Raw genomic sequence first — 26,840 nt, 5'->3', positions numbered from 1 at the left:
TCAGTGTGCGGTTGGCGTGGTCTGTGCAGACCGCTTTGCCCACCAGGTGTTGATGACCCAGGTCTCCCCCGGAGAATACGGCGGCACCATGTCCGGTTTGGCAAGCCGCCAGGCGTTGTAGGCCATGCGGTGCGTTCCCGCGGTCCACTGCGGAATCAGGTAGTGGCCCGCGACGATGATGCGTTCGAGCGCATGGCAGGCGGGCAAAAGCTGCTCCTGCGTCTTGGCGCTGGTCATGGCGCGGATCATGGCGTCCACGGCCGGGCTCTTCACGCCGGTGAAGTTGCCTGAATCCTCGGTGTCGGCAGCCTTGCTGCCAAACAAGTCCGCGAACTCCTGACCGGGGTTGTTCGTGCCCTGGTAGGCAATCGAGGTGATGTCAAAGTCGAACTTCTGCAGGCGCTGCTGGTACAGCGCGAAGTCGACAGAGCGAAAACGCAAGGCAATGCCGAGCTTTTCCAGGTTGCGCATCCACGGCGTGACAGTGCGCACGCCGCCCTCGTTGCTGTCCATGTATTCGAGCACCAGGGCTTCGCCCTGCGCGTTGCGCAGCGCCCCGTCCTTGACGGCCCAACCGGCTTCGTTGAGCAAGGCTTTGGCACGGCGCAGGTTGTCCCGCAGGCTGTGCGAACCATCCGTGCGCGGGGGCTGTGGCATGGGGCCGAAGGCAGCGGGCGGGATGCTCTTGCGCCAAGGCTCCATCAGTGCGAGTTCTTGCGGCGACGGGCTGCCGTGTGTCTCGCAGCGGGTGTTGCCAAACAGGCCGTGCACGCGCTGGTAGGCGTCGTAGAACAGCTGGCGGTTCATCCACTCGTAATCAATCGCCAGGCCCAGGGCTTCGCGCACGCGCTCGTCCTGCAAAAACGGCCTGCGGGTGTTGAGCACGTAACTCTGAAACCCTGAGGGCAGCTTGTGCGTGAATTCACCCTTCACCAGCTCGCCGGTATCAAATTTTTTGCCATTGACACGTCGCGCCCAGTCGCCTGCGCTGAAGAAACGCATCAGGTCAAATTCGCCTGCCTTCAAGGCTTCGAGGCGTGCCGTGGCGTCTTTGTAAATCTTCACCTCGATGCGGTCGAAATTGTTCTGACCCCGGCGTACGTTCAAGTCACGCGCCCAATACTGGGGATCACGCACGTAGGTAATGTCCTTGCCAAAGCGCACCGGGCCGATTTTGTAGGGGCCGCTGCCAATGGGAATGTCGGTCACAACCTGGTCAAAGGGCTTGTGCTTATCGCCTTCCATACCCCAGGCGCGACTGAAAATGGGCAGCCCTCCAACGGTCAGGGGCAGCTCGCGGTTCGGGTTTTTGAATCGAAACCGCACTGTGCGGTCATTTACCACATCCACCCCTGCAACATCGATCAGCAGCGTCTTGTAGGCGGGCGAGGTAAACGGCCCCACCAGCGTTTCATACGACCAGGCCACGTCCTGCGCCAGCACCGGATCGCCGTTATGAAAGCGCGCCTCGGGCCGCAGGCGAAAAGTGGCAGAGAGGCCATCGGACGCCACACCCACATCCTCGGCGAGCAGACCGTAACCCGTGGCGGTTTCGTCCAGCGAACCGGTCAGCAGGCTGTCGAACATCAGTTCGCTCAGGTAAGCGGGCGCGGCGCCACGCATGGTGAACGGGTTGTATTTGTCGAACGTGGAGGTGCGCACGTTGCTCACCAGGCGCAGGTCTCCGCCTTTGGGTGCATCTGGATTGACATACGCAAAATGAGTGAAGCCCGCCGGATACAGGGGCTCGCCCCAGAGTGCATACGCATGCGCAGCCCACGCCGGTACGGCGCAGACCCAGAGCATGAAAAGAGCCAAGTACCGCATGCGACAATTCTGCCCTACGTCGGCAGCATTTTTGCGCAGGCAGCGGGGTGAACGCCCCTCGGCCAGTGGTCTGCCGATATTCCGCATTCCACAGGAGAACAAACATGGGTTTTCTGACCGGCAAGAAGCTGCTCATCACGGGCGTACTGTCCAACCGCTCCATCGCCTACGGCATCGCCCGTGCCTGCCACCAGCAAGGCGCTGAACTCGCGTTCAGCTATGTGGGCGAGCGCTTCAAAGACCGCATCACCGACTTTGCCGCCGAGTTTGACTCGAAGCTGATTTTTGACTGCGACGTGGCCAGCGACGAGCAGATCGAACGCATGTTCACAGACCTCGCCCAGGCATGGCCTAAATTTGACGGTTTTGTGCACAGCATTGGTTTTGCGCCACGCGAAGCGATCGCCGGCAACTTCCTCGAAGGCCTCTCGCGCGAAGGGTTTCGCATTGCACACGACATCAGCGCCTACAGCTTCCCGGCCATGGCCAAGGCAGCGTTGCCTTACCTGAACGACAAGTCGTCGCTGCTGACGCTGTCGTACCTGGGTGCGCTGCGCTCCATCCCCAACTACAACACCATGGGCCTGGCCAAAGCCAGCCTAGAGGCCAGCGTACGCTATCTGGCCGAAGCCGTGGGCCGCACCGAGGATGGCCGTGCCATCCGTGCCAACGGCATCAGCGCCGGACCCATCAAGACGCTGGCAGCCAGCGGTATCAAGGACTTTGGCAAGCTGCTGGGCCGCGTGGCCGATGCCGCGCCCCTGCGCCGCAACGTGACGATTGAAGATGTGGGAAATGTGGCGGCATTCCTGTTGTCCGACCTGGCCAGCGGCATGACGGCCGAAATCACCTATGTGGACGGCGGCTTCAGCCAGACGGCGGGCCTTTCCGCCGACCAGGTCTGACCCGCCCCGCAGGATTAGCAGTAAAAATGGCTGCTAGCGACCACCCATAAAGCGCAAGCAGCTATATCTTCAATAGCACCCTCCATTGCGTAGCATGCGCCGCAGACACTGTCTGACTTGGCTGGCACTGTCCGCCCTGCCCGGCATTGGGGTCTATGCCGCGGATGCGCCAGCCTTGCTGCTGGCGACTGTGTACCGGCCAGGCATGTTGCTGGCCGACTACTGGGTGAGCGAAAAATACGACGGCGTACGCGGCTACTGGGACGGGCACACGCTGCGCACCAGGGGTGGTGAAACGGTGGCAGCGCCAGCATGGTTCACCACCGGCTGGCCTTCGACGCCCATGGACGGCGAACTGTGGGCCGGGCGTGGGCGCTTTGCGCATGCCCAGTCCACCACCCGCCAGCAGCGGCCTGACGACACCGCCTGGCGGGCCATGCGCTTCATGGTCTTTGACTTGCCCCAAAACGCGGGCACCTTCGACGAACGGATTCCCGCGCTCAACGCTGTGGTCGAACGCATCGGCCAGCCCTGGGTGCAAGCGGTGGCACAAAAGCGGGTCGCGACCGACACAGCGCTCCAGGCCCTTTTGCAACGCACTGTGCGCGCGGGCGGCGAAGGACTGATGCTGCACCGGGGCAGCTCGCGGTACCAGTCAGGCCGCAGCGACGATCTGGTCAAGGTCAAAACCCACGAAGATGCAGAAGCCCGCGTCATTGCCCACCTCCCAGGCAAAGGTCGCCACACCGGGCGCATGGGGGCTTTGCTGGTGGAGATGCCATCAGGCCAGCGGTTTCGACTGGGAGCCGGTTTCACAGACACACAACGACAGACGCCACCCCCGGAGGGAAGCTGGGTGACGTACCGCTTTCGCGGTACGCACGACGGCGGATTGCCGCGCTTTGCCAGTTTTGTGCGGATGCGCGAAGACATGCCACACTGATCGATAGCTACATATTTAATAGCTACCAGCGCTCTGCCACATTGCGCCAACGGCACTTATCACCAAAACTTTCACACCCCACCCGACGAGATGAGGCAGCATCGGGTTGCGGCAGCCCTCCAAGGCCTGCCCTGCAGGATCAGACGTTGCGACCGTAGGGCCCATCGTCACCTACCTGCACCAGATTCTTGGCGGTGGCCAAAGGCTTGGGGTTCTTCGGCGCGTTGCTGTCCGCCACGCAGTCGGCGTAATAGCGCACCTGTCCAGATTCATCTTCGACCTCGACCAGGCCGTGGATATCTGTCTCGAAGCCAGGGCACAGCTTGGCGAATTCGCGGGCGAACTTGAGATAGTCCACGATTTTCTTGTTGAACACCTCGCCCGGAATCAGCAGCGGAATGCCCGGAGGGTACGGTGTGACCAAGCCCACGGTGATGCGGCCCTCCAGGTGGTCGATTTCCACGCGCTCGGTTGTGCGGTGCGCGATGTGTGAGAACGCATCCGACGGCTTCATGGCCGGGGTCAGATCCGACAGGTACATCTCGGTGGTCAGGCGCGCAATGTCGTACTTGGCGTACATCTCATGCACATGCTGGCACAGGTCCTGCAAGCCCATGCGCTCATAGCGTTTGTGCTGCTGGCAGAACTCGGGAAGGATGCGCCACATGGGCTGGTTCTTCTCATAGTCGTCCTTGAACTGCTGCAGTGCGGTCAGCAAGGTGTTCCAGCGGCCCTTGGTGATGCCGATGGTGAACATGATGAAGAAGCTGTAGAGCCCTGTCTTCTCCACCACCACGCCATGCTCGGCCAGGTACTTGGTGACGATGGACGCTGGAATACCGGTCTTGTCGAACTTGCCGTCCAGGCTCAGGCCTGGCGTAACGATGGTCGATTTGATCGGGTCGAGCATGTTGAAGCCATCGGCCAACTGGCCAAAGCCATGCCACTTGCTGCCGGCTTTCTTGCTCTTGCTGTCGCTGCGGATGATCCAGTCTTCGGCGCGGCCAATACCTTCTGCCACCAGTTTTTCTGGCCCCCAGACCTTGAACCACCAGTCTTTCTTGCCAAACTCGGCTTCGACTTGGCGCATGGCGCGGCGGAAGTCGAGCGCTTCGAGAATGCTCTCTTCCACCAGCGCGGTGCCGCCGGGCGGCTCCATCATGGCGGCCGCCACATCGCAGCTGGCGATGATGCTGTACTGAGGGCTGGTGCTGGTGTGCATCAGGTAGGCCTCGTTGAACAGGTGGCGGTCGAGCTTGGTGGTCTGCGAGTCCTGCACCAGCACATGGCTGGCCTGGCTGATGCCGGCCAGCAGCTTGTGGATGGACTGCGTGGCGTAGGTCACCGAATGCTGGGGGCGCGCGCGCTTCTTGCCCATGGCGTGGTAGCTGCCATAGAACGGGTGGAAGGCCGCGTGCGGCAGCCAGGCCTCGTCAAAGTGCAGGTTGTCCACGTAGCCATCGAGCATGCCCTTGATGGTCTCGGTGTTGTAGAGCACGCCGTCGTAAGTGCTCTGCGTAAGCGTGAGCACGCGCGGCTTGACTTTTTTCGCGTCCACGCCCTTGAGCAGCGGGTTGGCCTTGATCTTGGCCTGGATGGTGGCCGGCTCGAACTCGCTCTGCGGAATCGGCCCGATGATGCCGAAGTGGTTGCGCGTCGGCTTCATGAACACGGGGATGGCCCCGGTCATGATGATGCTGTGCAGGATGGACTTGTGGCAGTTGCGGTCCACCACCACCACGTCGCCCGGCGCCACGGTGTGGTGCCACACCATCTTGTTGCTAGTAGATGTGCCGTTGGTCACGAAGAAGCAGTGGTCGGCGTTGAAGATGCGCGCGGCATTGCGTTCGCTCTCGCCGATGGCACCGTTGTGGTCCAGCAGCTGGCCCAGTTCTTCCACGGCATTGCACACGTCAGCGCGCAACATGTTCTCACCATAGAACTGGTGGTACATCTGGCCCACGGGGCTTTTCAAAAATGCCACGCCGCCCGAATGACCGGGGCAATGCCATGAATAGGAGCCGTCTTCGGCGTAGTCCAGCAGCGCCTTGAAGAACGGTGGCTTAACGCCTTCAAGGTAGCTCTTGGCCTCTCGGATGATGTGCTTGGCCACGAATTCGGGGGTGTCCTCGAACATGTGGATAAAGCCGTGCAGCTCGCGCAGGATGTCGTTGGGCAAATGGCGGCTGGTCTTGGTCTCGCCGTGCACGTAAATCGGCACTTCGGTATTCTTGCGGCGCACCTCACCAATGAAGTTGCGCAGGCTCAGCACGATGGGGTCCAGCCCTTCACCTACAGTGAACTCTTCATCGTCAATCGACAGAATGAAAGCACTGGCCCGGCTTTGCTGCTGCGCAAACTGCGACAGGTCACCATAGCTGGTGACGCCCACCACCTCGAACCCCTCGGCCTCAATGGCCTGCGCAAGCGCGCGGATACCAAGACCCGAGGTATTCTCGGAGCGATAGTCTTCATCGATGATGATGATAGGAAAACGAAATTTCATGCGCAGCCTCCGTGCAAACGTGCCCTGCCCGGCTAAAAAACGAATCAGGCGCGAAGTGTAAGGAATAAGCCTGACGAGCCTTTGAATAGCACCGCTTTTGACCCAGAATGTGGTGCACTAAAGACAAGTTCTTGTGGAGGTCAATATGGAGGAATCCACCATCTGGTGGTTGCTGGCGGGAGGTGTGATCGTTGCCGAGCTGCTCACCGGTACTTTTTACCTGCTGATGGTGGCCCTGGGTCTGGCTGCAGCCGCCCTGGTGGCCCACACGGGCCTGCCTTTGACGGGCCAAATCGTCACGGCTGCCGCAGTCGGTGGCGGCGCTGTCGTAGCCTGGCACTACGCCAAAAGAAGGCGCCCCGGCGATCCATCGGCCCGCGCCGACCGCAGCGTGAACCTGGACGTCGGCGAAACGATCGTCATCGACAGCTGGAACGCCGACGGCACCACCACCGTGAAATACCGGGGCGCCACCTGGACAGCCATCCATCGCCCCGGTGTCACCCCTTCCACGGGCATGCACCGGGTCGCAGAGCTGGTGGGCAGCCGCCTGCTCGTCGATCCGCTATAAGCCCTGACTGCATCACCCTCCCCTCGAAAGGTTCCCCAATGGAAATCGCCATCGTCCTCCTTGTCATCGCAGTGATCTTCATTGCACGCTCTGTCAAGGTGGTGCCCCAGCAGAACGCCTGGGTGAAAGAACGCCTGGGCAAATATGCAGGCACCCTCACGCCGGGCCTGAACATCCTGGTGCCCTTTATCGACCGCGTGGCCTACAAGCACAGCCTGAAGGAAATCCCGCTCGATGTGCCCAGCCAGATCTGCATCACGCGCGACAACACGCAGCTGCAAGTCGATGGCATCCTGTATTTCCAGGTCACCGACCCCATGCGCGCCAGCTACGGATCAAGCAACTACATCATGGCGGTGACCCAGCTGGCACAGACATCACTGCGCTCGGTGATCGGCAAGCTGGAGCTGGACAAGACCTTTGAAGAACGCGACATCATCAACGCCCAGGTCGTCCAAGCCATTGATGAGGCCGCACTGAACTGGGGCGTAAAGGTACTGCGCTACGAAATCAAGGATCTGACCCCACCGAAGGAAATCCTGCACGCCATGCAGGCGCAAATCACCGCAGAGCGAGGAAAGCGCGCACTGATCGCCGCCTCCGAAGGCCGCCGCCAAGAACAGATCAACATCGCCACCGGCGAACGCGAAGCCTTCATTGCCCGCTCAGAAGGTGAAAAACAGGCCGTCATCAACAAGGCCCAGGGCGAAGCTGCCTCGATCACCGCCGTAGCAGACGCTACAGCACATGCTATCGAACGGATCGCCGCAGCGATTCGCCAACCGGGCGGACAAGAGGCCGTGCAGCTCAAGGTTGCAGAGAAAGCCGTCGAGGCTTACAGCAAAGTGGCCTCCGACGCCACCACCACCCTCATCGTACCCAGCAACATGACCGAGGTATCGGCGCTGATCGGCTCAGCCATGAAGATGGTGCAGGCCAGCACAAAAACTGCCTGAAAGTAGTCTGCGAAGAAAGACGCACTGCTTTTTTGCCGTCTCCGCCGCTGTTTCTCTATATGCCCACACTCCTGTGGCTATAATCAAAGGCTTCGGAGAGGTGGATGAGCGGTTTAAGTCGCACGCCTGGAAAGCGTGTGTGGGTTTATCCCCACCGCGGGTTCGAATCCCGCCCTCTCCGCCATATACAACCCTAAGTGATTGATTCACTTAGGGTTTTTTCTTTGGTGATTGACATTCCCGCCCAAAGCGACTTTATTGTACAAAGGCGATCTTTTGGGCTGATAGCCTCGAACCCAAGGGCGCCAAGACCCGCTACAAAACAACCAAATGGGCTGCGTACAACGCTGCGCTCAAAGCCCGAGGGACGTCGATCTGGCTGGACAAAGACATGCAGAGGATCATCTCATCGACCTTCCGACTGGTGCAACAAAGCCCCAGCACAATAACCTGCAGCTTTAGGTGCAATGCAGCCGTGGCCCCTGCCCCGCCATATCAGACTGCATGCGCCCCACGATGGCCGCTTGCGCGAAACCATCGCCATGAAAAGCGCGCAGCACGGCATCCACAGCGCCCGGCGCGCAGCCCACTAACAGGCCGCCGCTGGTTTGCGGATCGGTGAGCAGGGTGCGCTGCCATTCGTGCGCAGTCTCAGGCCAATGCACCTCGGCACCGTAGGCGGCCCAGTTGCGGCCCGATGCACCCGTGGCAAGGCCGTCTTTGGCCCAAGCCACAGCACTGGCAATCAGCGGCAGGCTCGCCAAATCGATGTGAGCAGACAACTGCGAACCTCGGCAGATCTCCAGCAGATGCCCCGCCAGGCCAAAGCCGGTCACATCGGTCATGGCGTGCACACCGTCAATCTGCGCCAGTGCCACGCCCACACGGTTGAGCTGGGTGGTGTGGCACAGCATTTCGGCATAGCCCTCAGCGTCCAGCACTCCTTTTTTCAAGGCAGCAGAAAGCACGCCCACCCCCAGGGGCTTGCCCAGCACCAGCACATCGCCATCCCGTGCAGCGGCATTGCGGAGTACGCGCTGCGGGTGCACCAGGCCCAGGGCGACCAGGCCGTAGATGGGTTCAAGCACGTCGATGCTGTGTCCCCCTGCGATGGGGATACCGGCCTCGCGGCATACGGCGGCGCCGCCTTCGAGTACGCGGCCTATGACCTCGGGCGCCAGCTTGGCGATGGGCATGCCCACAAGCGCCAGTGCGAGGATGGGCGTGGCACCCATGGCGTAGATGTCGGACAGCGCATTGGTCGCGGCAATGCGGCCAAAGTCATACGGGTCATCAACAATGGGTGTAAAAAAATCCGTGGTTGCCACCAGTGCTTGCTGGTCGTTCAGGCGGTATACAGCGGCGTCGTCACTGGTCTCGGTGCCTACCAGCAGTTCGGGCGGCACCAGGCCCTGCGGTGCGCGTGCCAAAATCTCACGCAGCAAGCCCGGCGCAATTTTGCAGCCACACCCTCCGCCGTGGGCGAACTGGGTGAGCTTGACGGTTTCCTCGATCACGGGTGAGAAGTCATTCATGGTAATGGTCATTGTGCCAGCCATGCCACGGTCTTGCCCTTCTCCACTGGAGTTTTCCCATGAGCCACCGCAGCCCTGTGCGCGTGCAAGACCGACATGCGTTCGACGCACTGATTGACGCCCGCTCTCCGGCCGAATACGCGCTGGACCACTTGCCCGGCGCCATCAATTGCCCGGTGCTCGATGACGAGGAGCGGCGCATCGTGGGCACGCTGTACAAACAGCAAGGCGCCTTCGAGGCACGGCGTGTGGGCGGTGCTATGGTTGCGGCCAACCTGGCGCGCCACCTGCGCGAGCAGTTTGCCGACAAGTCCGCTGCCTGGAAGCCGTTGGTGTACTGCTGGCGCGGCGGCATGCGCAGCGGCTCGATGGTGACCTGGCTGCGCATGGTGGGCTGGGATGCGCAGCAACTGGCCGGGGGCTACAAATCCTGGCGGCGCCATGTGATCGAGCGCATTGACGCCCTGGCACCCCAACTGCCACTGCGCGTGCTGTGCGGTCCCACCGGCAGCGCCAAGACGCGGGTGCTGCAGGCCCTGGCCGCACGCGGCGCGCAGATGTTGGACCTGGAGGCCTATGCCCGGCACCGCGGCTCGGTGCTGGGCGCATGGCCCGGCGTGGCGCAACCATCGCAAACGGCGTTCGAGACCTTGCTCGCGCAGGCCCTGGAGCCGCTAGACATGCAACGCCCGATCTTTGTGGAAGCCGAAAGCAGCCGCATCGGCCGTGTGTCGGTACCGCAAGCGCTGGTACAGCGCCTGCGCGCTAGCCCCTGCATTGAAATCCAGGCGACGCCCTCGGTGCGCCTGGAGTTTTTGCTGCGCGACTATGCCAACCTGGGCGACGACCCGGCGGCCCTGGCAACACAGCTGGGTACCCTGCGCGAGTTGCATGGCAGGCAGACCATCGACCGCTGGCAAGCCTGGGCCATGGAGGGCGCACTGGCACCCCTGTTTTCCGAACTGATGGCCTTGCATTACGACCCACTCTACGCACGGTCGCAAAACGCACATTTGTTCCAGTGGCCGCAGCGGCAGACCGTGCAGGCGGCGGATTTGTCGCCCAGCGGCATTGACACGCTGGCAGAGCAGGTGCTGGCCCTGCCTGCAAAAATTGAATAAAAAGTGGCTCTAACGCTTATCTGTAAAGCGCTATCAGCTATATTTTTTATAGTATACAAGTGGGTGGGCTCAGACAGGGCCCACACACCTGTGCCATACCTTACTGCCGCACAAAGTCAATGACGATGGCGCCCGGCTCGCGCTGGCGGTATTCAATGTGCACCGCCTCGCCATAGCGCATCTGCAGTTGCTGCAACAAAGGCAGCGGGTCGTGGTCATTCACGAAGCGCATGGTCTCGCCGGGGTTGAGAGAATCAAGCGCGCCAAAAATGGCCGCATGGCGGAATCGTTTGGCAACGCCGCGTGCGTCAAAGGGATAGATAGCGTCGGGCGAGGTATGGACGTGGTTCATGGTGATGAAGCGGTGGTTTGCGCTAAAGATTCATATTTAATGAATTTAAAGTATACAGCGCGGCCCTGCCATCCACACCATCGCCCCTGTCGCCACAAGGGCGACACGCGGCACGCAAAGCGCGGGCTACACCATGCGGGCCGGTTGCACCCAGGCGTCGAACTGCTCGGCAGTGACATGGCCGCTGGCAATGGCGGCCTCGCGCAGGCTCAACCCCTGCTGGTGCGCTGCCTTGGCGATCTGCGCGGCCTTGTCATAGCCAATATGCGGGTTGAGCGCCGTCACCAGCATGAGTGAGCGTTCCACCAGTTCTGTGATACGCGCACGGTTCGGTACGATGCCCACAGCACAGTGGGCGTTGAAGCTGCGCATGCCATCGGCCAGCAGGCGCACGCTTTGCAGAAAGTTGTGCGCAATCATGGGGCGGAACACGTTCAGCTCAAAGTTGCCAGCTGCCCCTCCCATGTTGATGGCCACGTCGTTGCCCATCACCTGGCAGCACAGCATGGTCAACGCCTCGCATTGCGTAGGGTTGACCTTGCCAGGCATGATGGAGGAGCCCGGTTCGTTCTCGGGGATGGCAATCTCGCCCAGGCCGCTGCGTGGCCCGCTGGCCAGCCAGCGCACATCGTTGGCGATCTTCATCAGGCTGGCAGCCAGCCCCTTGAGTGCACCGTGGGCATGGACCAGGGCGTCGCAGCTGGCCAGGGCCTCGAACTTGTTGGGGGCGGTGACAAAAGGCAGGCCCGTCAGGTCGGCCAGGTCCTGCGCCACAGCCTGCGCATAGCCCGGCGGGGCATTCAGGCCCGTGCCGACGGCTGTGCCCCCGAGCGCCAGTTCGTACAAATGCGGCAACACAGCCCGCACATGCTGCTCGGCATGCTGCAGCTGCGCGGCCCAGCCCGAAATCTCTTGCCCCAGGGTCAGCGGCGTGGCGTCCTGTAAATGCGTGCGGCCAATTTTCACTACGTCGGCGAAAGCCTCGGCTTTGCCAGTCAGGGTGGCGCGCAACATATGCAGGGTCGGCAGCAGTTGGCGCGTGAGCGCATCGACCGCTGCCACATGCATGGCCGTAGGAAAAACGTCGTTGCTCGACTGGCTCCGGTTCACCTCGTCGTTAGGGTGCACGAGCCGCGCCGGGCCTCTGGCGCCACCCAGCATCTCGCTGGCGCGGTTGGCCAGCACCTCGTTCATGTTCATGTTCGTCTGGGTCCCTGAGCCGGTCTGCCAAACGACCAAGGGAAACTCGTCGCCCAGTCCCCCATCGATCACCTCGTCCGCCGCCGCCACGATGGCCGTGGTTTTGGCAGCATCCAGCAAACCCAATGTGTGGTTCACGTAGGCACAGGCGCGCTTGACCTGGGCCAGCGCACGCAGCAGTTCAGGCGCAATGCGCTCGCCCGAAATGGCGAAATGCTCCAGAGAGCGCTGCGTCTGCGCGCCCCATAGGCGCCCGGTTGGCACCTCGATGGGGCCAAAGCTGTCGAACTCGGTACGCAAGGCGGCTTGGGGCATCTTGGGGTCAGACATGGCATCTCCTGTGCAGTGGCGGCCCCCGCAGGATACGCCTTCCGAATACCCGGTGACAGATCCGCGCAAGCCCAGCAGAGGATAATTCGAGGCTTCGCGTAACCTGCTCTTCCCCACGCCATGACGACTATCCGCCAAGCCGACCTGATCGAATCCATTGCCGCCGCACTGCAGTACATCAGCTACTACCACCCGGCCGACTACATCCAGCATCTGGCCCGTGCCTACGAGCGCGAGCAAAGCCCCGCCGCCAAGGATGCAATGGCCCAGATTTTGACCAACAGCAAGATGAGCGCCACGGGCCACCGCCCCATCTGCCAGGACACCGGCATCGTCAACGTGTTCCTCAAGGTCGGCATGGACGTGCGCTGGGAAGGCTTTACCGGCAGCCTGGACGATGCCATCAACGAAGGCGTGCGCCGTGGCTACAACCACGAAGGCAATACGCTGCGCGCCAGCGTGGTGGCCGACCCGCTGTTTGCCCGCAAGAACACCAAGGACAACACCCCCGCAGTGATCTTCACTGAGATCGTGCCGGGCAACACGGTCGATGTGACCGTGGCCGCCAAGGGCGGCGGTTCGGAGAACAAGAGCAAGATGGTCATGCTCAACCCCTCCGATAGCGTGGTGGACTGGGTGCTCAAGACCGTGCCCACCATGGGCGCTGGCTGGTGCCCGCCGGGCATGCTGGGCATCGGCATCGGCGGCACCGCAGAGAAGGCCGTCCTCATGGCCAAGGAAAGCCTGATGGACGACCTGGACATGTATGAACTGCAGGCCAAGGCTGCCAAGGGCGAGAAACTCACCCAAACAGAAGAGCTGCGCCTGGAACTGTTCAACAAGGTCAACGCCCTGGGCATTGGCGCGCAAGGCCTGGGCGGCCTGACCACGGTGCTGGACGTGAAGATCAAGATGTACCCCACGCACGCTGCCAGCAAGCCTGTAGCCATGATCCCCAACTGCGCCGCCACGCGCCACGCGCATTTCGTGATGTACGGCAGCGGCCCGGTCTATATGGACCCACCGAGCCTGGACCTGTGGCCCAACGTGAACTGGGCGCCCGACACGCAAAAGAGCAAGCGCGTTCAGCTTGACACCCTCACGCCCGCCGAGGTGGCCAGCTGGAAGCCCGGAGACACCTTGCTGCTCAACGGCAAAATGCTCACCGGCCGCGATGCCGCGCACAAGCGCATCCAGGACATGCTGGCCAAGGGCGAGAAGCTGCCCGTAAACTTCACCAACCGCGTCATCTACTACGTCGGCCCGGTCGATCCCGTCAATGACGAGGCCGTAGGCCCCGCCGGCCCCACCACCGCCACACGCATGGACGGCTTCACCGAAATGATGCTCAGTGCGACCGGCCTGATCGCCATGATCGGCAAGGCCGAGCGCGGCCCGGTGGCCATAGAAGCCATAAAGAAACACAAATCTGCCTACCTGATGGCCGTTGGAGGAGCGGCCTACCTGGTATCCAAGGCCATCAAGACCGCCAAGGTGGTGGGCTTTGCCGACTTAGGGATGGAAGCCATCTACGAATTTGATGTGGTGGACATGCCCGTCACCGTGGCCGTGGACGCTGGCGGCACCAGTGCCCACATCACCGGCCCGGCCGAATGGCAAAAGCGCATCGCCACGGGTGAATTCAAAGGTATCGGAGTTTCCGCCACCTGAAGGCGACTTCCCTCCTGCCGGCCACGCCGGCTGGCAGGCACACGCACATGCCCACATCCCAGCAGCCTATCGGTGTTTTCGACAGCGGCGTCGGTGGGCTGAGCGTGCTCCAGGCGCTGCGCGCAGAACTCCCCCACGAACGTTTTGTGTACCTGGCCGACAGCGGCAATGCCCCCTACGGCGAGCGGGGCGACGCCTTTGTAGTCGCGCGCACCCATACCATCACCGACTACTTGCTCCAGCACCACCACATCAAGGCACTGGTGGTGGCCTGCAACACGGCCACGGCCGCAGCCATCCACGAGGCCCGCACGCGCCACCCCACACTACCCGTGGTGGGCGTAGAGCCTGCACTCAAACCTGCTGTCGCGGCCAGCAAAACCGGGCGCATCGGCGTCATCGGCACGCGCGGCACACTGACCAGTGCCAAATTTGCCAAATTGCTGGCGTCGTTGCACGGCCAAGCTGAGTTCATCGTGCAACCCTGTGACGGACTGGCCCATGCCATTGAGCGCAGCACCACTTTGGCCATCCCCGAGACACTCACCGCCACGGAAACCCTGGCACTGTGCGCGCGCTATACAGATGCCATGGGCAAATTTGGGACCCAGCCTGGAGAAATAGACACCTTGGTGCTGGGCTGCACCCATTATGTTTTCGTGCAGGACGACTTGCGCAGCCTGCTCGGCCCATCAGTCCAGCTGATTGCAACCGGCGAGCCGGTGGCACGGCACACGCGACACTTGCTAGATGCAGCCGATATGCTGGCCCGGGCGGCCGAAACGCCCGACTCCGCTGATGCCATTATTCTTTTAACTACGGGCACGCTCGCGCCATTGCAAAACGCGGCACAGCGCTGGCTACAGCTCCCCCCACGCTGCTGTGCAACTGTCGATTTACCAATGGACAAAACTGGGCCTGCCCAATAGCTAGTTGAAATGCACTTCCGTCGCCCATTGGTAGGTGCAAGCAGCTATTCGCTATGGCTGCAATTGAGCGATTCGTACCAAATCCAAGTCTTTTAGAAGCTTGTGCTGTCCCATAAGCGCTCTCCATCCAACTCCAGGTGCGTCAGGTACAGCCGCACATCCAACTCATACTGGTGGTAGCCGGGCTCCATATGCTCGCACAACTGGTAGAACGCCTTGTTGTGTTGCTTTTCGCGCAGGTGGGCCAATTCGTGCACCACGATCATCCGTAAAAATTCGTCCGGCACCTGCTTGAACATCGAGGCAATTCGAATTTCGTGTTTGGCCGCTAGCCGACTCCCTTGCACTCGGGACAGACTGGTATGCAGACCCAGCGCATGCCGCACAACATGGATCTTGCTGTCAAACAGCACCTTGTTCACCACATCGGCATTGCGCAAATGCCGGTTCTTGATCTCAGTGGCGTACTGGTACAAGGCCTTATCGGTTCGCACAGCGTGCGGCTGCGGGTACTTGCGCATCAGCAGCGGTGCCAGTGCACCACGATCCCCGTGCAACAAGTCGCGAACTTGCTCCTGTAGCGAGGAAGGGTATGCACCCAAATAGATCAATTCAGTCTGCATGGCGTGTGCTGCGCGCCCTGGCTGTGGCGCCAGAGCGATTCGTTCAAACGACCATTAATGCAGATGGCGTGGACGGCGGCCGCCTCCACTGCCATGCCCGCCACCGGAACCACCAGGGCCACGCGGAGGCTTGCCGATCTCCAGTGAATTCACCAAGGCATCAAAGCGCTGGCTGAACAGCTTGTCGATCTCAGCCACCACACCACCCAGTTCGGAGCCATCAAAATGACGCTCCATCATGTTAATCACATCTTGCACCAACAGATCGCGCTGTACCTGCATGATGGCCGCAGGCGTCGGCCCCACAAACAGCATGATGAAATCATCGCGTGATTCCGAGCCCTCATCGGCCTCATCTTCGTCAAAGTCCACATCGTAAAAAGTAACCTCAACGGCCGCACCTTGCTCAGCGAGGTCGTTCAGGTTCATGCACATTTCATCCAGAGACTGGCGAAAATCCTCATCCCCGCGCACCGTCCAGCACATCTGAAGCATGTGGCCCTTTGCGTCGAATTGGATGCCTGGCTCTTCCTCGTACACGCTGGCAGCCCCGTCGGCCAAGGAACGGGCCCCGGCATACTTCCAGAGGGGTTTGAGAGCCTCCTGCAACTGCTCATACCCTGTATCAGCACGCAGCGTAACCTGACCATGGACATGGATTTCGAATGGAGCGTTGTAATGTGACATGACTAAATAGTAATGGTGGTGCCCCGAGCCGGGATCGAACCGGCACGCCCCTTTTCAGGAAGCGGCGGATTTTAAGTCCGCAGTGTCTACCAATTTCACCATCGGGGCCTGCCGCTGCACAGCACCGGTGACAGCGTACCCCCGGTTTCGCACATACACAATGCCTCGGCGCGATGCCATGAGCCCTTGCACCAAATAGAAAAGGGAAGCCGAAGCTTCCCTTTTAAAACTGGAGCGGGAAAAGAGTCTCGAACTCTCGACCTCAACCTTGGCAAGGTTGCGCTCTACCAACTGAGCTATTCCCGCATTTAACCTATGTGCACTGTTTAAATACCACAGTGCTTTTCGGCAAGTCTCATATTATAGCGCAAAAATTCCTTGCCAGAAAAGTTGCAAAAGATTTTTTGAAGACCGCCAAGGCCGATCCCAGAAACAGGAACGCCCCGCTCATTGCTGAGAGGGGCGTTGCTGCGCTGTAAGAGCCTGACGATGACCTACTTTCACACGGGAACCCGCACTATCATCGGCGCAAAGTCGTTTCACGGTCCTGTTCGGGATGGGAAGGAGTGGTACCAACTTGCTATGGTCATCAGGCATAACTTGGTGCTGGGCAGTTTTTGAGGACTGCCTGGCGAATTCATAGAGTTTGGAATCAGCTTATATTTTGATTGCGACAACTTGGCATAACATCCCTGATCTGGAGAGATCAAAGTTATAGGGTCAAGCCGCACGAGCAATTAGTACTGGTTAGCTTAATGCATTGCTGCACTTCCACACCCAGCCTATCAACGTCCTGGTCTAGAACGACTCTTTAGGGGGGTCAAGCCCCCGGCAGATCTCATCTTGAAACGAGTTTCCCGCTTAGATGCTTTCAGCGGTTATCTCTTCCACACTTAGCTACCCGGCGATGCCACTGGCGTGACAACCGGTACACCAGAGGTGTGTCCACTCCGGTCCTCTCGTACTAGGAGCAGGCTTCCTCAAATCTGCAGCGCCCACGGAAGATAGGGACCAAACTGTCTCACGACGTTTTAAACCCAGCTCACGTACCTCTTTAAATGGCGAACAGCCATACCCTTGGGACCGGCTACAGCCCCAGGATGAGATGAGCCGACATCGAGGTGCCAAACACCGCCGTCGATATGAACTCTTGGGCGGTATCAGCCTGTTATCCCCAGAGTACCTTTTATCCGTTGAGCGATGGCCCTTCCATACAGAACCACCGGATCACTATGTCCTGCTTTCGCATCTGCTCGACTTGTCAGTCTCGCAGTTAAGCACGCTTATGCCATTGCACTATCGTCACGATGTCCGACCGTAACTAGCGTACCTTCGAACTCCTCCGTTACGCTTTGGGAGGAGACCGCCCCAGTCAAACTGCCTACCATGCACTGTCCCCGATCCAGATAATGGATCTAGGTTAGAACCTCAAACGCACCAGGGTGGTATTTCAACGTTGGCTCCACCAGAACTAGCGTCCTGGCTTCAAAGCCTCCCACCTATCCTACACAGATCCGTTCAAAGTCCAATACAAAGCTACAGTAAAGGTTCATGGGGTCTTTCCGTCTTTCCGCGGGGAGATTGCATCATCACAAACATTTCAACTTCGCTGAGTCTCAGGAGGAGACAGTGTGGCCATCGTTACGCCATTCGTGCAGGTCGGAACTTACCCGACAAGGAATTTCGCTACCTTAGGACCGTTATAGTTACGGCCGCCGTTTACTGGGACTTCAATCAAGAGCTTGCACCCCATCATTTAATCTTCCAGCACCGGGCAGGCGTCACACCCTATACGTCCACTTTCGTGTTTGCAGAGTGCTGTGTTTTTAGTAAACAGTCGCAGCCACCGATTTTTTGCAACCCCTTTGGGCTCGCCTTGTACAGGTTCACCTACTTGGGGCATACCTTCTCCCGAAGTTACGGTATCAATTTGCCGAGTTCCTTCTCCTGAGTTCTCTCAAGCGCCTTAGAATACTCATCTCGCGCACCAGTGTCGGTTTGCGGTACGGTCGTCAATAGCTGAAGCTTAGTGGCTTTTCCTGGAAGCAGGGTATCACTCACTTCGTCTGCAAGCAGACTCGTTATCACCCCTCATCTAAGCCCGGCGGATTTGCCTACCGGGCACGACTACAGGCTTGAACCAACATATCCAACAGTTGGCTGAGCTAACCTTCTCCGTCCCCACATCGCACTATTGATCGGTACAGGAATATTGACCTGTTTCCCATCAGCTACGCATCTCTGCCTCGCCTTAGGGGCCGACTCACTCTACGCCGATGAACGTTGCGTAGAAAACCTTGCGCTTACGGCGAGGGGGCTTTTCACCCCCTTTAACGCTACTCATGTCAGCATTCGCACTTCTGATACCTCCAGCACCCATTACCAGGCACCTTCACAGGCTTACAGAACGCTCTCCTACCACGTGCAATAAATTGCACATCCGCAGCTTCGGTAACTGGCTTAGCCCCGTTACATCTTCCGCGCAGGACGACTCGATCAGTGAGCTATTACGCTTTCTTTAAATGATGGCTGCTTCTAAGCCAACATCCTGACTGTTTTAGCCTTCCCACTTCGTTTCCCACTTAGCCAATTTTAGGGACCTTAGCTGGCGGTCTGGGTTGTTTCCCTCTTGAGTCCGGACGTTAGCACCCGGTGCTCTGTCTCCCAAGCTGTACTCGTCGGTATTCGGAGTTTGCATAGGTTTGGTAAGTCGCCATGACCCCCTAGCCTAAACAGTGCTCTACCCCCGACGGTAATACTTGAGGCACTACCTAAATAGTTTTCGGAGAGAACCAGCTATTTCCAAGTTTGTTTAGCCTTTCGCCCCTATCCACAGCTCATCCGCTAATTTTGCAACATTAGTCGGTTCGGACCTCCAGTACCTGTTACGGCACCTTCATCCTGGCCATGGATAGATCACTTGGTTTCGGGTCTACACCCAGCGACTATGTTCGCCCTATTCGGACTCGATTTCTCTACGGCTTCCCTATTCGGTTAACCTTGCCACTGAATGTAAGTCGCTGACCCATTATACAAAAGGTACGCAGTCACCCCTTTCGAGGCTCCTACTTTTTGTAAGCATGCGGTTTCAGGATCTATTTCACTCCCCTCCCGGGGTTCTTTTCGCCTTTCCCTCACGGTACTGGTTCACTATCGGTCGATGATGAGTATTTAGCCTTGGAGGATGGTCCCCCCATATTCAGACAGGGTTTCTCGTGCCCCGCCCTACTTGTCTGCAGCCTAGTACCACACGTCGGTTTTCGCATACAGGGCTATCACCTGCTATGGCTGGGCTTTCCATCCCATTTTGCTAACCGTCGTGCTATCACTGCACGGCTTCTCCGATTTCGCTCGCCACTACTTTCGGAATCTCGGTTGATGTCTTTTCCTCGAGCTACTGAGATGTTTCAGTTCACCCGGTTCGCCTCGCAACCCTATGTATTCAGGTTGCGATACCCCTAAGGGTGGGTTTCCCCATTCAGATATCTCCGGATCAAAGCTTATTTGCCAGCTCCCCGAAGCTTTTCGCAGGCTATCACGTCTTTCGTCGCCTATCATCGCCAAGGCATCCACCACATGCTCTTAGTCACTTGACCCTATAACTTTGACGTCTCTTGCGAAACATCTCCATCTAATTTTTCAAGGACTTGCAAGGTCTTTCACCTTGCGCGTTATGCCGTAATATGAATGTTTCTTCGGTATTGCTACCTAGAGAACAATTCGTCATTACTTGAATAAAACAAAGTTTCATTCGTGTTGACGCAATCAAATTTCATGTTGCTGATGGCACGGTGCATCTTTCGATGCTTTCCATCAGCAACGCTGATTCGACTCTATGAATTTTTAAAGAACAGCCGATTGATCGAACTATCTCGATCAACAACAAAACAGCCTTTTGCAAAGCTGCTTTGGTGTTGATTTGCTGCACTGCCTTGTGCAACTTTGGATGTTGGTGGAGGATGACGGGATCGAACCGACGACCCCCTGCTTGCAAAGCAGGTGCTCTCCCAGCTGAGCTAATCCCCCAGGAACCGCATTGTCTTCTCACGTGTCGCCCGCAGCACTTGGTGGGTCTGGGTGGTCTCGAACCACCGACCCCCGCCTTATCAAGACGGTGCTCTAACCAACTGAGCTACAGACCCAGGCCTGCCTCTACTCACTCACATGCTTTCACATATGCGCTTGCAGCGACTTTTTCCAACAACCGATAAGTGTGGGCGTTCAATTAGAACTGCAGTTTTCCAGAAAGGAGGTGATCCAGCCGCACCTTCCGATACGGCTACCTTGTTACGACTTCACCCCAGTCACGAACCCCGCCGTGGTAATCGCCCTCCTTGCGGTTAGGCTAACTACTTCTGGCGAGACCCGCTCCCATGGTGTGACGGGCGGTGTGTACAAGACCCGGGAACGTATTCACCGTGACATTCTGATCCACGATTACTAGCGATTCCGACTTCACGTAGTCGAGTTGCAGACTACGATCCGGACTACGACTGGCTTTATGGGATTAGCTCCCCCTCGCGGGTTGGCAACCCTTTGTACCAGCCATTGTATGACGTGTGTAGCCCCACCTATAAGGGCCATGAGGACTTGACGTCATCCCCACCTTCCTCCGGTTTGTCACCGGCAGTCCCATTAGAGTGCCCAACTAAATGTAGCAACTAATGGCAAGGGTTGCGCTCGTTGCGGGACTTAACCCAACATCTCACGACACGAGCTGACGACAGCCATGCAGCACCTGTGTTATGGCTCTCTTTCAAGCACAATCGCGTCTCTGCGATCTTCCATACATGTCAAAGGTGGGTAAGGTTTTTCGCGTTGCATCGAATTAAACCACATCATCCACCGCTTGTGCGGGTCCCCGTCAATTCCTTTGAGTTTTAACCTTGCGGCCGTACTCCCCAGGCGGTCAACTTCACGCGTTAGCTTCGTTACTGAGAAAGTAAATTCCCAACAACCAGTTGACATCGTTTAGGGCGTGGACTACCAGGGTATCTAATCCTGTTTGCTCCCCACGCTTTCGTGCATGAGCGTCAGTGCAGGCCCAGGGGATTGCCTTCGCCATCGGTGTTCCTCCGCATATCTACGCATTTCACTGCTACACGCGGAATTCCATCCCCCTCTGCCGCACTCCAGCTATACAGTCACTAATGCAGTTCCCAGGTTGAGCCCGGGGATTTCACATCTGTCTTATATAACCGCCTGCGCACGCTTTACGCCCAGTAATTCCGATTAACGCTTGCACCCTACGTATTACCGCGGCTGCTGGCACGTAGTTAGCCGGTGCTTATTCTTACGGTACCGTCATGGACCCTCTGTATTAGAAAGAGTCTTTTCGTTCCGTACAAAAGCAGTTTACAACCCGAAGGCCTTCATCCTGCACGCGGCATGGCTGGATCAGGGTTTCCCCCATTGTCCAAAATTCCCCACTGCTGCCTCCCGTAGGAGTCTGGGCCGTGTCTCAGTCCCAGTGTGGCTGGTCGTCCTCTCAGACCAGCTACAGATCGTCGGCTTGGTAAGCTTTTATCCCACCAACTACCTAATCTGCCATCGGCCGCTCCGTCCGCGCGAGGTCTTGCGATCCCCCGCTTTCATCCGTAGATCGTATGCGGTATTAGCCACTCTTTCGAGTAGTTATCCCCCACGATCGGGCACGTTCCGATGTATTACTCACCCGTCCGCCACTCGTCAGCCACCAAAGTGCTGTTACCGTTCGACTTGCATGTGTAAGGCATGCCGCCAGCGTTCAATCTGAGCCAGGATCAAACTCTACAGTTCGATCTTGATAAATTTAAAGTCTTCCGACTTCACTCATAAAAACGGAATTGAAGTGAACTTCACTTCTATCTCCATGAGCGTTTAAAGTCTTGCGACTTCAGTTCCAAAAGAACTTCGCAATTCGCTTCAAACGCCCACGCTTATCGGCTGTATATTTTTAATGTTCCCGCAAAAACCAGATTTGCATCTTTGTTTTTGCCAACTCCGCCGCGATCAGCAGAGCCTCAAATTATAACAGGTTTTTTTATTTCCTGTCAACACAAGGGGTCTTTCAACCCCCTGCATCTTTTCACTTCCCATCAGCACCGCAAGCAGCACTTCCGTTCAGCGAAGCCTTGCATTGTATACCGGGTTTTTACTCCCCACCACGCAAAACCGAAGATTTTTTATCCGCCCCTCTCAACAATCTCAGCCCAGGCTCTTCAACCCCCAGACCAGATCGGCTTAGTCGCTCTTCCTAGGAAGAACTTCTGTGCAGCGAAGCCCTCGACTGTAGCACAAGAAGGGAGGGTAAAACCAAAATTCCGAACTTCCCTTCACTTTCCTAGAACCTACTCTTCTTTGCTACACACGCCATTTCTCCAACAGCTTCTCAGGGCTCAGACTGTCGTATGTCTCAAAGGGCTGGTGAATCCATGGATTCGTCGGCAAAAATTCTACGGAATAGTCTGGCTGAAACGTAGACATACCTTTTGTCCAAATGACTGCACTTCGCAGCTCAGTGATCGGATCGTAGCTCGTCTTGAGCATATCGATCACCGCGTGCAATGTGTACCCAGTATCGGCCAAGTCATCGACGAGCAAGACACGCCCTGCAATCTCTCCTTTGGGCGTGGTGATAAACCGTGCAAGGTCTAGATGTCCTTGTACCGTGCCGGCTTCTGCCCGATAGGAGCTGGTCGACATGATGGCCAGAGGCTTGTTGAAAATCCGACTCAGGATGTCTCCAGGACGCAAGCCCCCACGAGCAAGACAAAGTATGGTGTCAAATTGCCAACCTGACTGGTGCACCCGGAGTGCCAGTTTCTCAATGAGGCTGTGGTACTCGTCGTAACTGACGTACAAGTGTTTGCCATCTTCGGTCAACATCTCAACTCCTAAATTGATAGCTTTTAACGCTTTATTTATAAGCGCTCATGGCTGAAATACCCTTAAACCGAAAGGTAGGGATGCTGCATCATGATGGTGTGGTCACGGTCCGGGCTGGTGGAGATCAATGCCACAGGCACGCCCGTCACATGCTCGATGCGTTGGAGATACAAACGAGCATTCACGGGTAACTTCTGGAACTCGGTCACTCCGACAGTAGATTCACTCCAGCCATCCATCGTTTCATATATCGGGATGCATCTAGTGATGTCATCTGCCCCCATTGGAAGCAAATCAATGTGCTGACCATCGAGCATGTAACCAGTACACAACTGCAACTCTTTCAGCCCATCCAATACATCCAACTTCGTAATGCAGAGACCGGAAAGGCCGTTGACCTGCGCACTGCGCTTGAGCAACGCAGCATCAAACCAACCACAACGGCGGCTGCGCCCCGTCGTTACTCCTTTTTCAGCGCCCACCGTGCTCATGTGGTAGCCCGGCGTTCCTGGAGTCTCCCAATCAAGTTCTGTAGGGAACGGGCCACCACCCACACGGGTGCAATAGGCCTTGGTAATTCCAAGAATGTAGTGCAGCAAACCCGGGCCCACCCCTGCACCAGCTGCCGCATTTCCAGCAACGCAGTTGCTGGAGGTGACATAGGGATAGGTTCCGTGGTCCACATCAAGCAGCGTGCCTTGGGCACCTTCGAAGAGAAGGTTTTCACCATTCAGATGTGCTTCATTCAACTCGCGGGACACATCTGCCATCATCGGCCGAAGCATTTCGGCATGTCGCATCGCTTCCTGGAATACTGGCTCAAATTGAATCTGTCCATCCTGCAGATATGGTTGGAGCGACTCAGCAAACACAAACTGAGAAGAATTCAGGAAAGTCCGAAGAACGTGGTTATGCAGGTCAAGCAATTCGCGCAACTTGGCAGAGAACCGTTCAGGGTATTTCAGATCCTGCACGCGCAGAGCTCGCCGTGCGATCTTGTCTTCATAGGCGGGTCCAATACCACGCCCCGTCGTTCCAATTTTTTCCGTACCGCCTTGTTCACGCGCCGCTTCACGCGCCACATCCAAGGCCACATGGAAAGGCAATATCAACGGACAGGCTTCGCTCACACGCAACCTTGAACGAACCTCGACGCCCGCTTTTTCCAAGCCCTCGATTTCCTCAAACAGCTTGGCCGCTGATACGACAACACCGTTACCGATATAACACTTCACCCCCGCCCGCATGATGCCGCTGGGGATCAGATGCAATGCTGTTTTTATGCCGTTGATGACCAGCGTATGCCCAGCATTGTGTCCGCCCTGAAAGCGCACCACGCCTTGCGCACTTTCTGTCAGCCAGTCGACAAGCTTGCCCTTGCCTTCATCGCCCCATTGGGTGCCCACTACAACGACGTTGCGACCTTTGGTTGTTTTCATTTCAAACCCGATTCAAATGTCTGAAGGCATCAAATAGACCTGACGGTCCAACTTCCTGCTTCCTTGAGAAGTTCTCGGTCACAGTGAAACTCATTCACTTCACTCTCATGACCAGGGAGAACACATACGACGGTTTCACCGCAGCGCCTAAGTTCTGCAATGGCCGCTTGAACATCTTTGGCTTCATTCCAGGCCACCCGGATAGCCAACTTAGGTGCACGAGCAGGCACGGCACTAACCAACTGCTTCAGATCCAGACTGAAGCCGGCCGCCGGACGATTGCGCCCGAATACCGCCCCCACTTCATCGTAACGCCCACCACGAACCAAAGCGTCACTGGCACCGTCGGCGTAAATGGCAAATCTTGCCCCACTGTAGTAGGAGTAGCCGCGCAAATCGGACAAGTCAAAAGTCACACGTGCACCATCTAGGCGCTCAGCAAGCCAGCGCAAATCGGACAGCAGCGCACCAATGCCAGGTGTACCGGAGAGAGCCTTTTCCGCCTCTTGAAGAACGGACTGGTCGCCATACAAGTTCAACAAGGCACGCAGCCCATCGCGGGAAGCATCAGGGAAATTGCGGGTGAGTGCAGACAGCTCGCTGGCATCCTTGGCAGCCAACGCGGCATAGACACGTCGCAGAGAGTCAGCAGACGCATTCACCCCATTCAACAAGCTACGCACGATGCGAACATCGGCCATGTCGACGGTAGCCGCACGCACACCCGCAACAGCCAGACAGGAGCGCGCCAACTCCAAAGACTCCAGATCAGCTTCAAGACCTGCATGACCATAGATTTCTGCGCCGAACTGCAGAGGCTCACGCGTTGCATGCGGGCGATCCGGCCAAGTGTGCAACACGGGCCCGCAATAGCAAAGGCGAGCGACGCCTCGACGATTAAGTAAATGCGCGTCAATGCGTGCGACCTGCTGTGTGGTGTCGGCACGCAAACCCAGCATGCGCCCCGAAATTTGGTCCACCAATTTGAAAGTTTGCAGATCGAGCGCCTCTCCGGTGCCTGTGAGTAAAGACTCCAGGTGCTCCAGCAGCGGCGGCATTACCAACTCATAGCCATAGCTACGTGCAGTATCGAGCAATCCTCGACGCAGCTCTTCGATGTGCCTGGCCTCTGAGGGCAGTACATCGGCAATATGATCCGGCAGGACCCAAGCAGACATGAAATATGAGGCGCTGTTAAAAAAGAGATTCTACCGGCATGAGCAATACACGTTGAAGCAGGCCCCCCTCTGAACACGCCTGCATCACGCTAGCACAAGCATCGCCACGCCAATGGCGACGCCTAGTAACGCAATGAATCGGATCTGCCCATCGCGCAACTGCATGAATTGAACAAACATGCGGCGCCAACCGGTAGGCGACACGAGAGGCAGAAGCCCCTCGATGACAAAGACCAGACCAACAGCAACCCAGATACCATCACCCCAGTCCATGCAGCGGAAGGTCTGGATTATTTACGAGGACTGGATGATGCAGTGGCGGCACCCGCCCCCCGCAACGACTTAAAGAACTCTGAAGAGGCAGGATCGAGCACCATGACGTCGCTTTTCTTGTTAAAGCTGGCTTTGTAGGCGTCCAGGCTTCTGTAGAACTGCGCAAACTGCGGATCACGTCCAAAGGCCTCTGCATACACGCGGGCAGCTTCCGCATCCCCTTCGCCTTTGACCTTTTGAGCATCACGATATGCATTGGCAATGGCGATTTCCCGTTGCCGGTCTGCATCAGCCCTGATTTTTTCACCCTCTGCCGCCCCCGTAGAACGCAGCTCATTGGCGACCCGCTTGCGCTCAGCCTCCATACGCCGGTATACCGACTCGGTGATCGCCTCTACATAGTCCACGCGTGTGATCCGCACGTCTACGACGTCAACACCCCAGGGCTTTGCTCCACGCACCGACTCCAGAACCTCGCGCTTAACATCGGACATCAGCGCCTCTCGCTTGAGAGACAGCAGTTCCTTAACGGTTCTTTTGTTGATTTCTTCCTGAAATGCATTTCGCACAACGCGGTTCAACTGCAGAGCACCTGAATTCTCATCCAGCCCCACATTTCGGATGTATTCCGAAGGTTCTGAGATGCGCCAGCGAACATACCAGTCAATCACGACGCGCTGTTTTTCAGCCGTCAACATGGGCTCGGTATCTGAGCTGTCCAGCGTCAAGAGCCTTTTGTCGATGTATGACACATTTTGGAAAGGCGGAGGCAGCTTGAAATTCAAGCCTGGCTCAGTGATGACTTCCTTGATCTGCCCCAATGCATAGAGCACGCCAAACTGGCGTTGATCGACCACAAAAACCATCGAACTCAGCAGCGCAAGCGCTACCAGTATGGAGGTTGCAAAAAATCCTACCCTGTTCACT

The 26,840-nt window shown here is 57.9% G+C and carries 19 protein-coding genes, 5 tRNA genes and 3 rRNA genes; 8 read left to right on the top strand and 19 right to left on the bottom strand.

The window, feature by feature from the left end; all coding sequences use genetic code 11:
• A complete protein-coding gene (locus tag C8D04_RS03175; RefSeq protein ID WP_116003562.1) occupies positions 1 to 1,827 on the bottom strand; it encodes an extracellular solute-binding protein in 1,827 nt (608 codons plus the stop codon).
• Positions 1,828 to 1,931: 104 nt separating this feature from the next.
• On the opposite strand from C8D04_RS03175, the gene fabI reads away from it, so the two are divergent.
• Both fabI and C8D04_RS03165 read left to right on the top strand, forming a co-directional pair.
• On the top strand, positions 1,932 to 2,732 hold the full coding sequence (gene fabI / locus C8D04_RS03170; RefSeq protein WP_116003561.1) for an enoyl-ACP reductase FabI: 801 nt from the start codon (positions 1,932 to 1,934) through the stop codon (positions 2,730 to 2,732).
• 94 nt (positions 2,733 to 2,826) lie between these two features.
• Entirely contained in the window at positions 2,827 to 3,675 is an 849-nt protein-coding gene (locus C8D04_RS03165) for a DNA ligase (RefSeq protein WP_116003560.1), read from the top strand.
• A 139-nt stretch (positions 3,676 to 3,814) separates the two neighbouring features.
• On the opposite strand, the gene C8D04_RS03160 is transcribed toward C8D04_RS03165, so the two are convergent.
• A complete protein-coding gene (locus tag C8D04_RS03160) occupies positions 3,815 to 6,181 on the bottom strand; it encodes an arginine/lysine/ornithine decarboxylase (protein ID WP_116003559.1) in 2,367 nt (788 codons plus the stop codon).
• 145 nt (positions 6,182 to 6,326) lie between these two features.
• Here C8D04_RS03160 and C8D04_RS03155 point away from each other — a divergent pair, with 145 nt between their 5' ends.
• From C8D04_RS03155 to C8D04_RS03145, 3 genes are all read left to right on the top strand, one after another.
• Entirely contained in the window at positions 6,327 to 6,752 is a 426-nt protein-coding gene (locus C8D04_RS03155) for an NfeD family protein (RefSeq protein WP_116003558.1), read from the top strand.
• 38 nt (positions 6,753 to 6,790) lie between these two features.
• Complete coding sequence (locus C8D04_RS03150; RefSeq protein WP_116003557.1) at positions 6,791 to 7,708, top strand: stomatin-like protein; 918 nt, start codon at positions 6,791 to 6,793, stop codon at positions 7,706 to 7,708.
• 94 nt (positions 7,709 to 7,802) lie between these two features.
• Positions 7,803 to 7,892: transfer RNA gene (locus C8D04_RS03145), tRNA-Ser, on the top strand.
• 274 nt (positions 7,893 to 8,166) lie between these two features.
• On the opposite strand, the gene selD is transcribed toward C8D04_RS03145, so the two are convergent.
• Positions 8,167 to 9,243 carry a selenide, water dikinase SelD gene (gene selD, locus C8D04_RS03140; protein WP_116005985.1) on the bottom strand — a complete coding sequence of 359 codons (1,077 nt, stop codon included), beginning with the start codon at positions 9,241 to 9,243 and terminating at the stop codon, positions 8,167 to 8,169.
• 59 nt (positions 9,244 to 9,302) lie between these two features.
• Between selD and mnmH the strand changes: the two genes are divergently transcribed.
• Positions 9,303 to 10,364, top strand: coding sequence for a tRNA 2-selenouridine(34) synthase MnmH (gene mnmH / locus C8D04_RS03135; protein WP_116003556.1), 1,062 nt, complete (start codon positions 9,303 to 9,305; stop codon positions 10,362 to 10,364).
• Between the two features lie 100 nt (positions 10,365 to 10,464).
• On the opposite strand, the gene C8D04_RS03130 is transcribed toward mnmH, so the two are convergent.
• Both C8D04_RS03130 and fumC read right to left on the bottom strand, forming a co-directional pair.
• Entirely contained in the window at positions 10,465 to 10,722 is a 258-nt protein-coding gene (locus tag C8D04_RS03130) for a DUF2249 domain-containing protein (RefSeq protein ID WP_116003555.1), read from the bottom strand.
• A gap of 120 nt (positions 10,723 to 10,842) precedes the next feature.
• Positions 10,843 to 12,246, bottom strand: a complete 1,404-nt coding sequence (fumC, locus tag C8D04_RS03125) for a class II fumarate hydratase (protein ID WP_199562959.1) — start codon at positions 12,244 to 12,246, stop codon at positions 10,843 to 10,845.
• 120 nt (positions 12,247 to 12,366) lie between these two features.
• On the opposite strand from fumC, the gene C8D04_RS03120 reads away from it, so the two are divergent.
• On the top strand, positions 12,367 to 13,917 hold the full coding sequence (locus C8D04_RS03120) for a fumarate hydratase (RefSeq protein WP_116003554.1): 1,551 nt from the start codon (positions 12,367 to 12,369) through the stop codon (positions 13,915 to 13,917).
• Positions 13,918 to 13,964: 47 nt separating this feature from the next.
• Complete coding sequence (murI, locus tag C8D04_RS03115; RefSeq protein WP_116003553.1) at positions 13,965 to 14,846, top strand: glutamate racemase; 882 nt, start codon at positions 13,965 to 13,967, stop codon at positions 14,844 to 14,846.
• 92 nt (positions 14,847 to 14,938) lie between these two features.
• Here murI and C8D04_RS03110 read toward each other — a convergent pair whose 3' ends face one another.
• The 14 genes from C8D04_RS03110 to hflC all read right to left on the bottom strand — a co-directional run bounded on the left by C8D04_RS03110 (position 14,939) and on the right by hflC (position 26,839).
• A complete protein-coding gene (locus C8D04_RS03110; protein ID WP_116003552.1) occupies positions 14,939 to 15,469 on the bottom strand; it encodes a YgjP-like metallopeptidase domain-containing protein in 531 nt (176 codons plus the stop codon).
• Between the two features lie 54 nt (positions 15,470 to 15,523).
• Positions 15,524 to 16,156, bottom strand: a complete 633-nt coding sequence (locus C8D04_RS03105) for a DUF6806 family protein (protein ID WP_116003551.1) — start codon at positions 16,154 to 16,156, stop codon at positions 15,524 to 15,526.
• Positions 16,157 to 16,172: 16 nt separating this feature from the next.
• Positions 16,173 to 16,264, bottom strand: a tRNA-Leu gene (locus C8D04_RS03100).
• A gap of 122 nt (positions 16,265 to 16,386) precedes the next feature.
• Positions 16,387 to 16,462 (bottom strand) — tRNA-Gly (locus C8D04_RS03095).
• Positions 16,463 to 16,637: 175 nt separating this feature from the next.
• Positions 16,638 to 16,750 (bottom strand): 5S ribosomal RNA (rrf, locus tag C8D04_RS03090).
• Between the two features lie 122 nt (positions 16,751 to 16,872).
• Positions 16,873 to 19,752 (bottom strand): 23S ribosomal RNA (locus C8D04_RS03085).
• 354 nt (positions 19,753 to 20,106) lie between these two features.
• A tRNA-Ala gene (locus C8D04_RS03080) sits at positions 20,107 to 20,182 on the bottom strand.
• A gap of 39 nt (positions 20,183 to 20,221) precedes the next feature.
• Positions 20,222 to 20,298 (bottom strand) — tRNA-Ile (locus C8D04_RS03075).
• Between the two features lie 103 nt (positions 20,299 to 20,401).
• Positions 20,402 to 21,934 (bottom strand): 16S ribosomal RNA (locus C8D04_RS03070).
• Together the 16S, 23S and 5S rRNA genes with 4 tRNA genes alongside form the textbook arrangement of a ribosomal RNA operon.
• A gap of 564 nt (positions 21,935 to 22,498) precedes the next feature.
• The gene (locus tag C8D04_RS03065; protein WP_116003550.1) at positions 22,499 to 23,023 is read right to left on the bottom strand and encodes a phosphoribosyltransferase; all 525 of its coding nucleotides are present in this window, start codon (positions 23,021 to 23,023) and stop codon (positions 22,499 to 22,501) included.
• A 62-nt stretch (positions 23,024 to 23,085) separates the two neighbouring features.
• Positions 23,086 to 24,462 carry an adenylosuccinate synthase gene (locus tag C8D04_RS03060; RefSeq protein ID WP_116003549.1) on the bottom strand — a complete coding sequence of 459 codons (1,377 nt, stop codon included), beginning with the start codon at positions 24,460 to 24,462 and terminating at the stop codon, positions 23,086 to 23,088.
• A 29-nt stretch (positions 24,463 to 24,491) separates the two neighbouring features.
• Positions 24,492 to 25,640, bottom strand: a complete 1,149-nt coding sequence (locus C8D04_RS03055) for an ATP phosphoribosyltransferase regulatory subunit (RefSeq protein WP_116003548.1) — start codon at positions 25,638 to 25,640, stop codon at positions 24,492 to 24,494.
• An 84-nt stretch (positions 25,641 to 25,724) separates the two neighbouring features.
• Positions 25,725 to 25,913, bottom strand: a complete 189-nt coding sequence (locus C8D04_RS03050) for a DUF2065 domain-containing protein (protein ID WP_116003547.1) — start codon at positions 25,911 to 25,913, stop codon at positions 25,725 to 25,727.
• Between the two features lie 17 nt (positions 25,914 to 25,930).
• Positions 25,931 to 26,839 carry a protease modulator HflC gene (gene hflC / locus C8D04_RS03045; protein WP_116003546.1) on the bottom strand — a complete coding sequence of 303 codons (909 nt, stop codon included), beginning with the start codon at positions 26,837 to 26,839 and terminating at the stop codon, positions 25,931 to 25,933.
• Position 26,840: the final 1 nt, after the last annotated feature.

It is taken from the genome of Simplicispira sp. 125 (assembly GCF_003096555.1).
In the GTDB taxonomy this organism is placed as follows: Bacteria; Pseudomonadota; Gammaproteobacteria; order Burkholderiales; family Burkholderiaceae_C; genus Simplicispira.
This window is presented reverse-complemented; position numbering and strand designations above follow the sequence as displayed.

Excerpts from the sequence above, each read along its gene's own strand:
- C8D04_RS03175 (WP_116003562.1), bottom strand. The coding sequence starts at position 1,827 with ATGCGGTACTTGGCTCTTTTCATGCTCTGGGTCTGCGCCGTACCGGCG.
- fabI (WP_116003561.1), top strand. The coding sequence starts at position 1,932 with ATGGGTTTTCTGACCGGCAAGAAGCTGCTCATCACGGGCGTACTGTCC.
- C8D04_RS03165 (WP_116003560.1), top strand. The coding sequence starts at position 2,827 with ATGCGCCGCAGACACTGTCTGACTTGGCTGGCACTGTCCGCCCTGCCC.
- C8D04_RS03160 (WP_116003559.1), bottom strand. The coding sequence starts at position 6,181 with ATGAAATTTCGTTTTCCTATCATCATCATCGATGAAGACTATCGCTCC.
- C8D04_RS03155 (WP_116003558.1), top strand. The coding sequence starts at position 6,327 with ATGGAGGAATCCACCATCTGGTGGTTGCTGGCGGGAGGTGTGATCGTT.
- C8D04_RS03150 (WP_116003557.1), top strand. The coding sequence starts at position 6,791 with ATGGAAATCGCCATCGTCCTCCTTGTCATCGCAGTGATCTTCATTGCA.
- selD (WP_116005985.1), bottom strand. The coding sequence starts at position 9,243 with ATGAATGACTTCTCACCCGTGATCGAGGAAACCGTCAAGCTCACCCAG.
- mnmH (WP_116003556.1), top strand. The coding sequence starts at position 9,303 with ATGAGCCACCGCAGCCCTGTGCGCGTGCAAGACCGACATGCGTTCGAC.
- fumC (WP_199562959.1), bottom strand. The coding sequence starts at position 12,246 with ATGTCTGACCCCAAGATGCCCCAAGCCGCCTTGCGTACCGAGTTCGAC.
- C8D04_RS03120 (WP_116003554.1), top strand. The coding sequence starts at position 12,367 with ATGACGACTATCCGCCAAGCCGACCTGATCGAATCCATTGCCGCCGCA.
- murI (WP_116003553.1), top strand. The coding sequence starts at position 13,965 with ATGCCCACATCCCAGCAGCCTATCGGTGTTTTCGACAGCGGCGTCGGT.
- C8D04_RS03110 (WP_116003552.1), bottom strand. The coding sequence starts at position 15,469 with ATGCAGACTGAATTGATCTATTTGGGTGCATACCCTTCCTCGCTACAG.
- C8D04_RS03105 (WP_116003551.1), bottom strand. The coding sequence starts at position 16,156 with ATGTCACATTACAACGCTCCATTCGAAATCCATGTCCATGGTCAGGTT.
- C8D04_RS03065 (WP_116003550.1), bottom strand. The coding sequence starts at position 23,023 with ATGTTGACCGAAGATGGCAAACACTTGTACGTCAGTTACGACGAGTAC.
- C8D04_RS03060 (WP_116003549.1), bottom strand. The coding sequence starts at position 24,462 with ATGAAAACAACCAAAGGTCGCAACGTCGTTGTAGTGGGCACCCAATGG.
- C8D04_RS03055 (WP_116003548.1), bottom strand. The coding sequence starts at position 25,640 with ATGTCTGCTTGGGTCCTGCCGGATCATATTGCCGATGTACTGCCCTCA.
- C8D04_RS03050 (WP_116003547.1), bottom strand. The coding sequence starts at position 25,913 with ATGGACTGGGGTGATGGTATCTGGGTTGCTGTTGGTCTGGTCTTTGTC.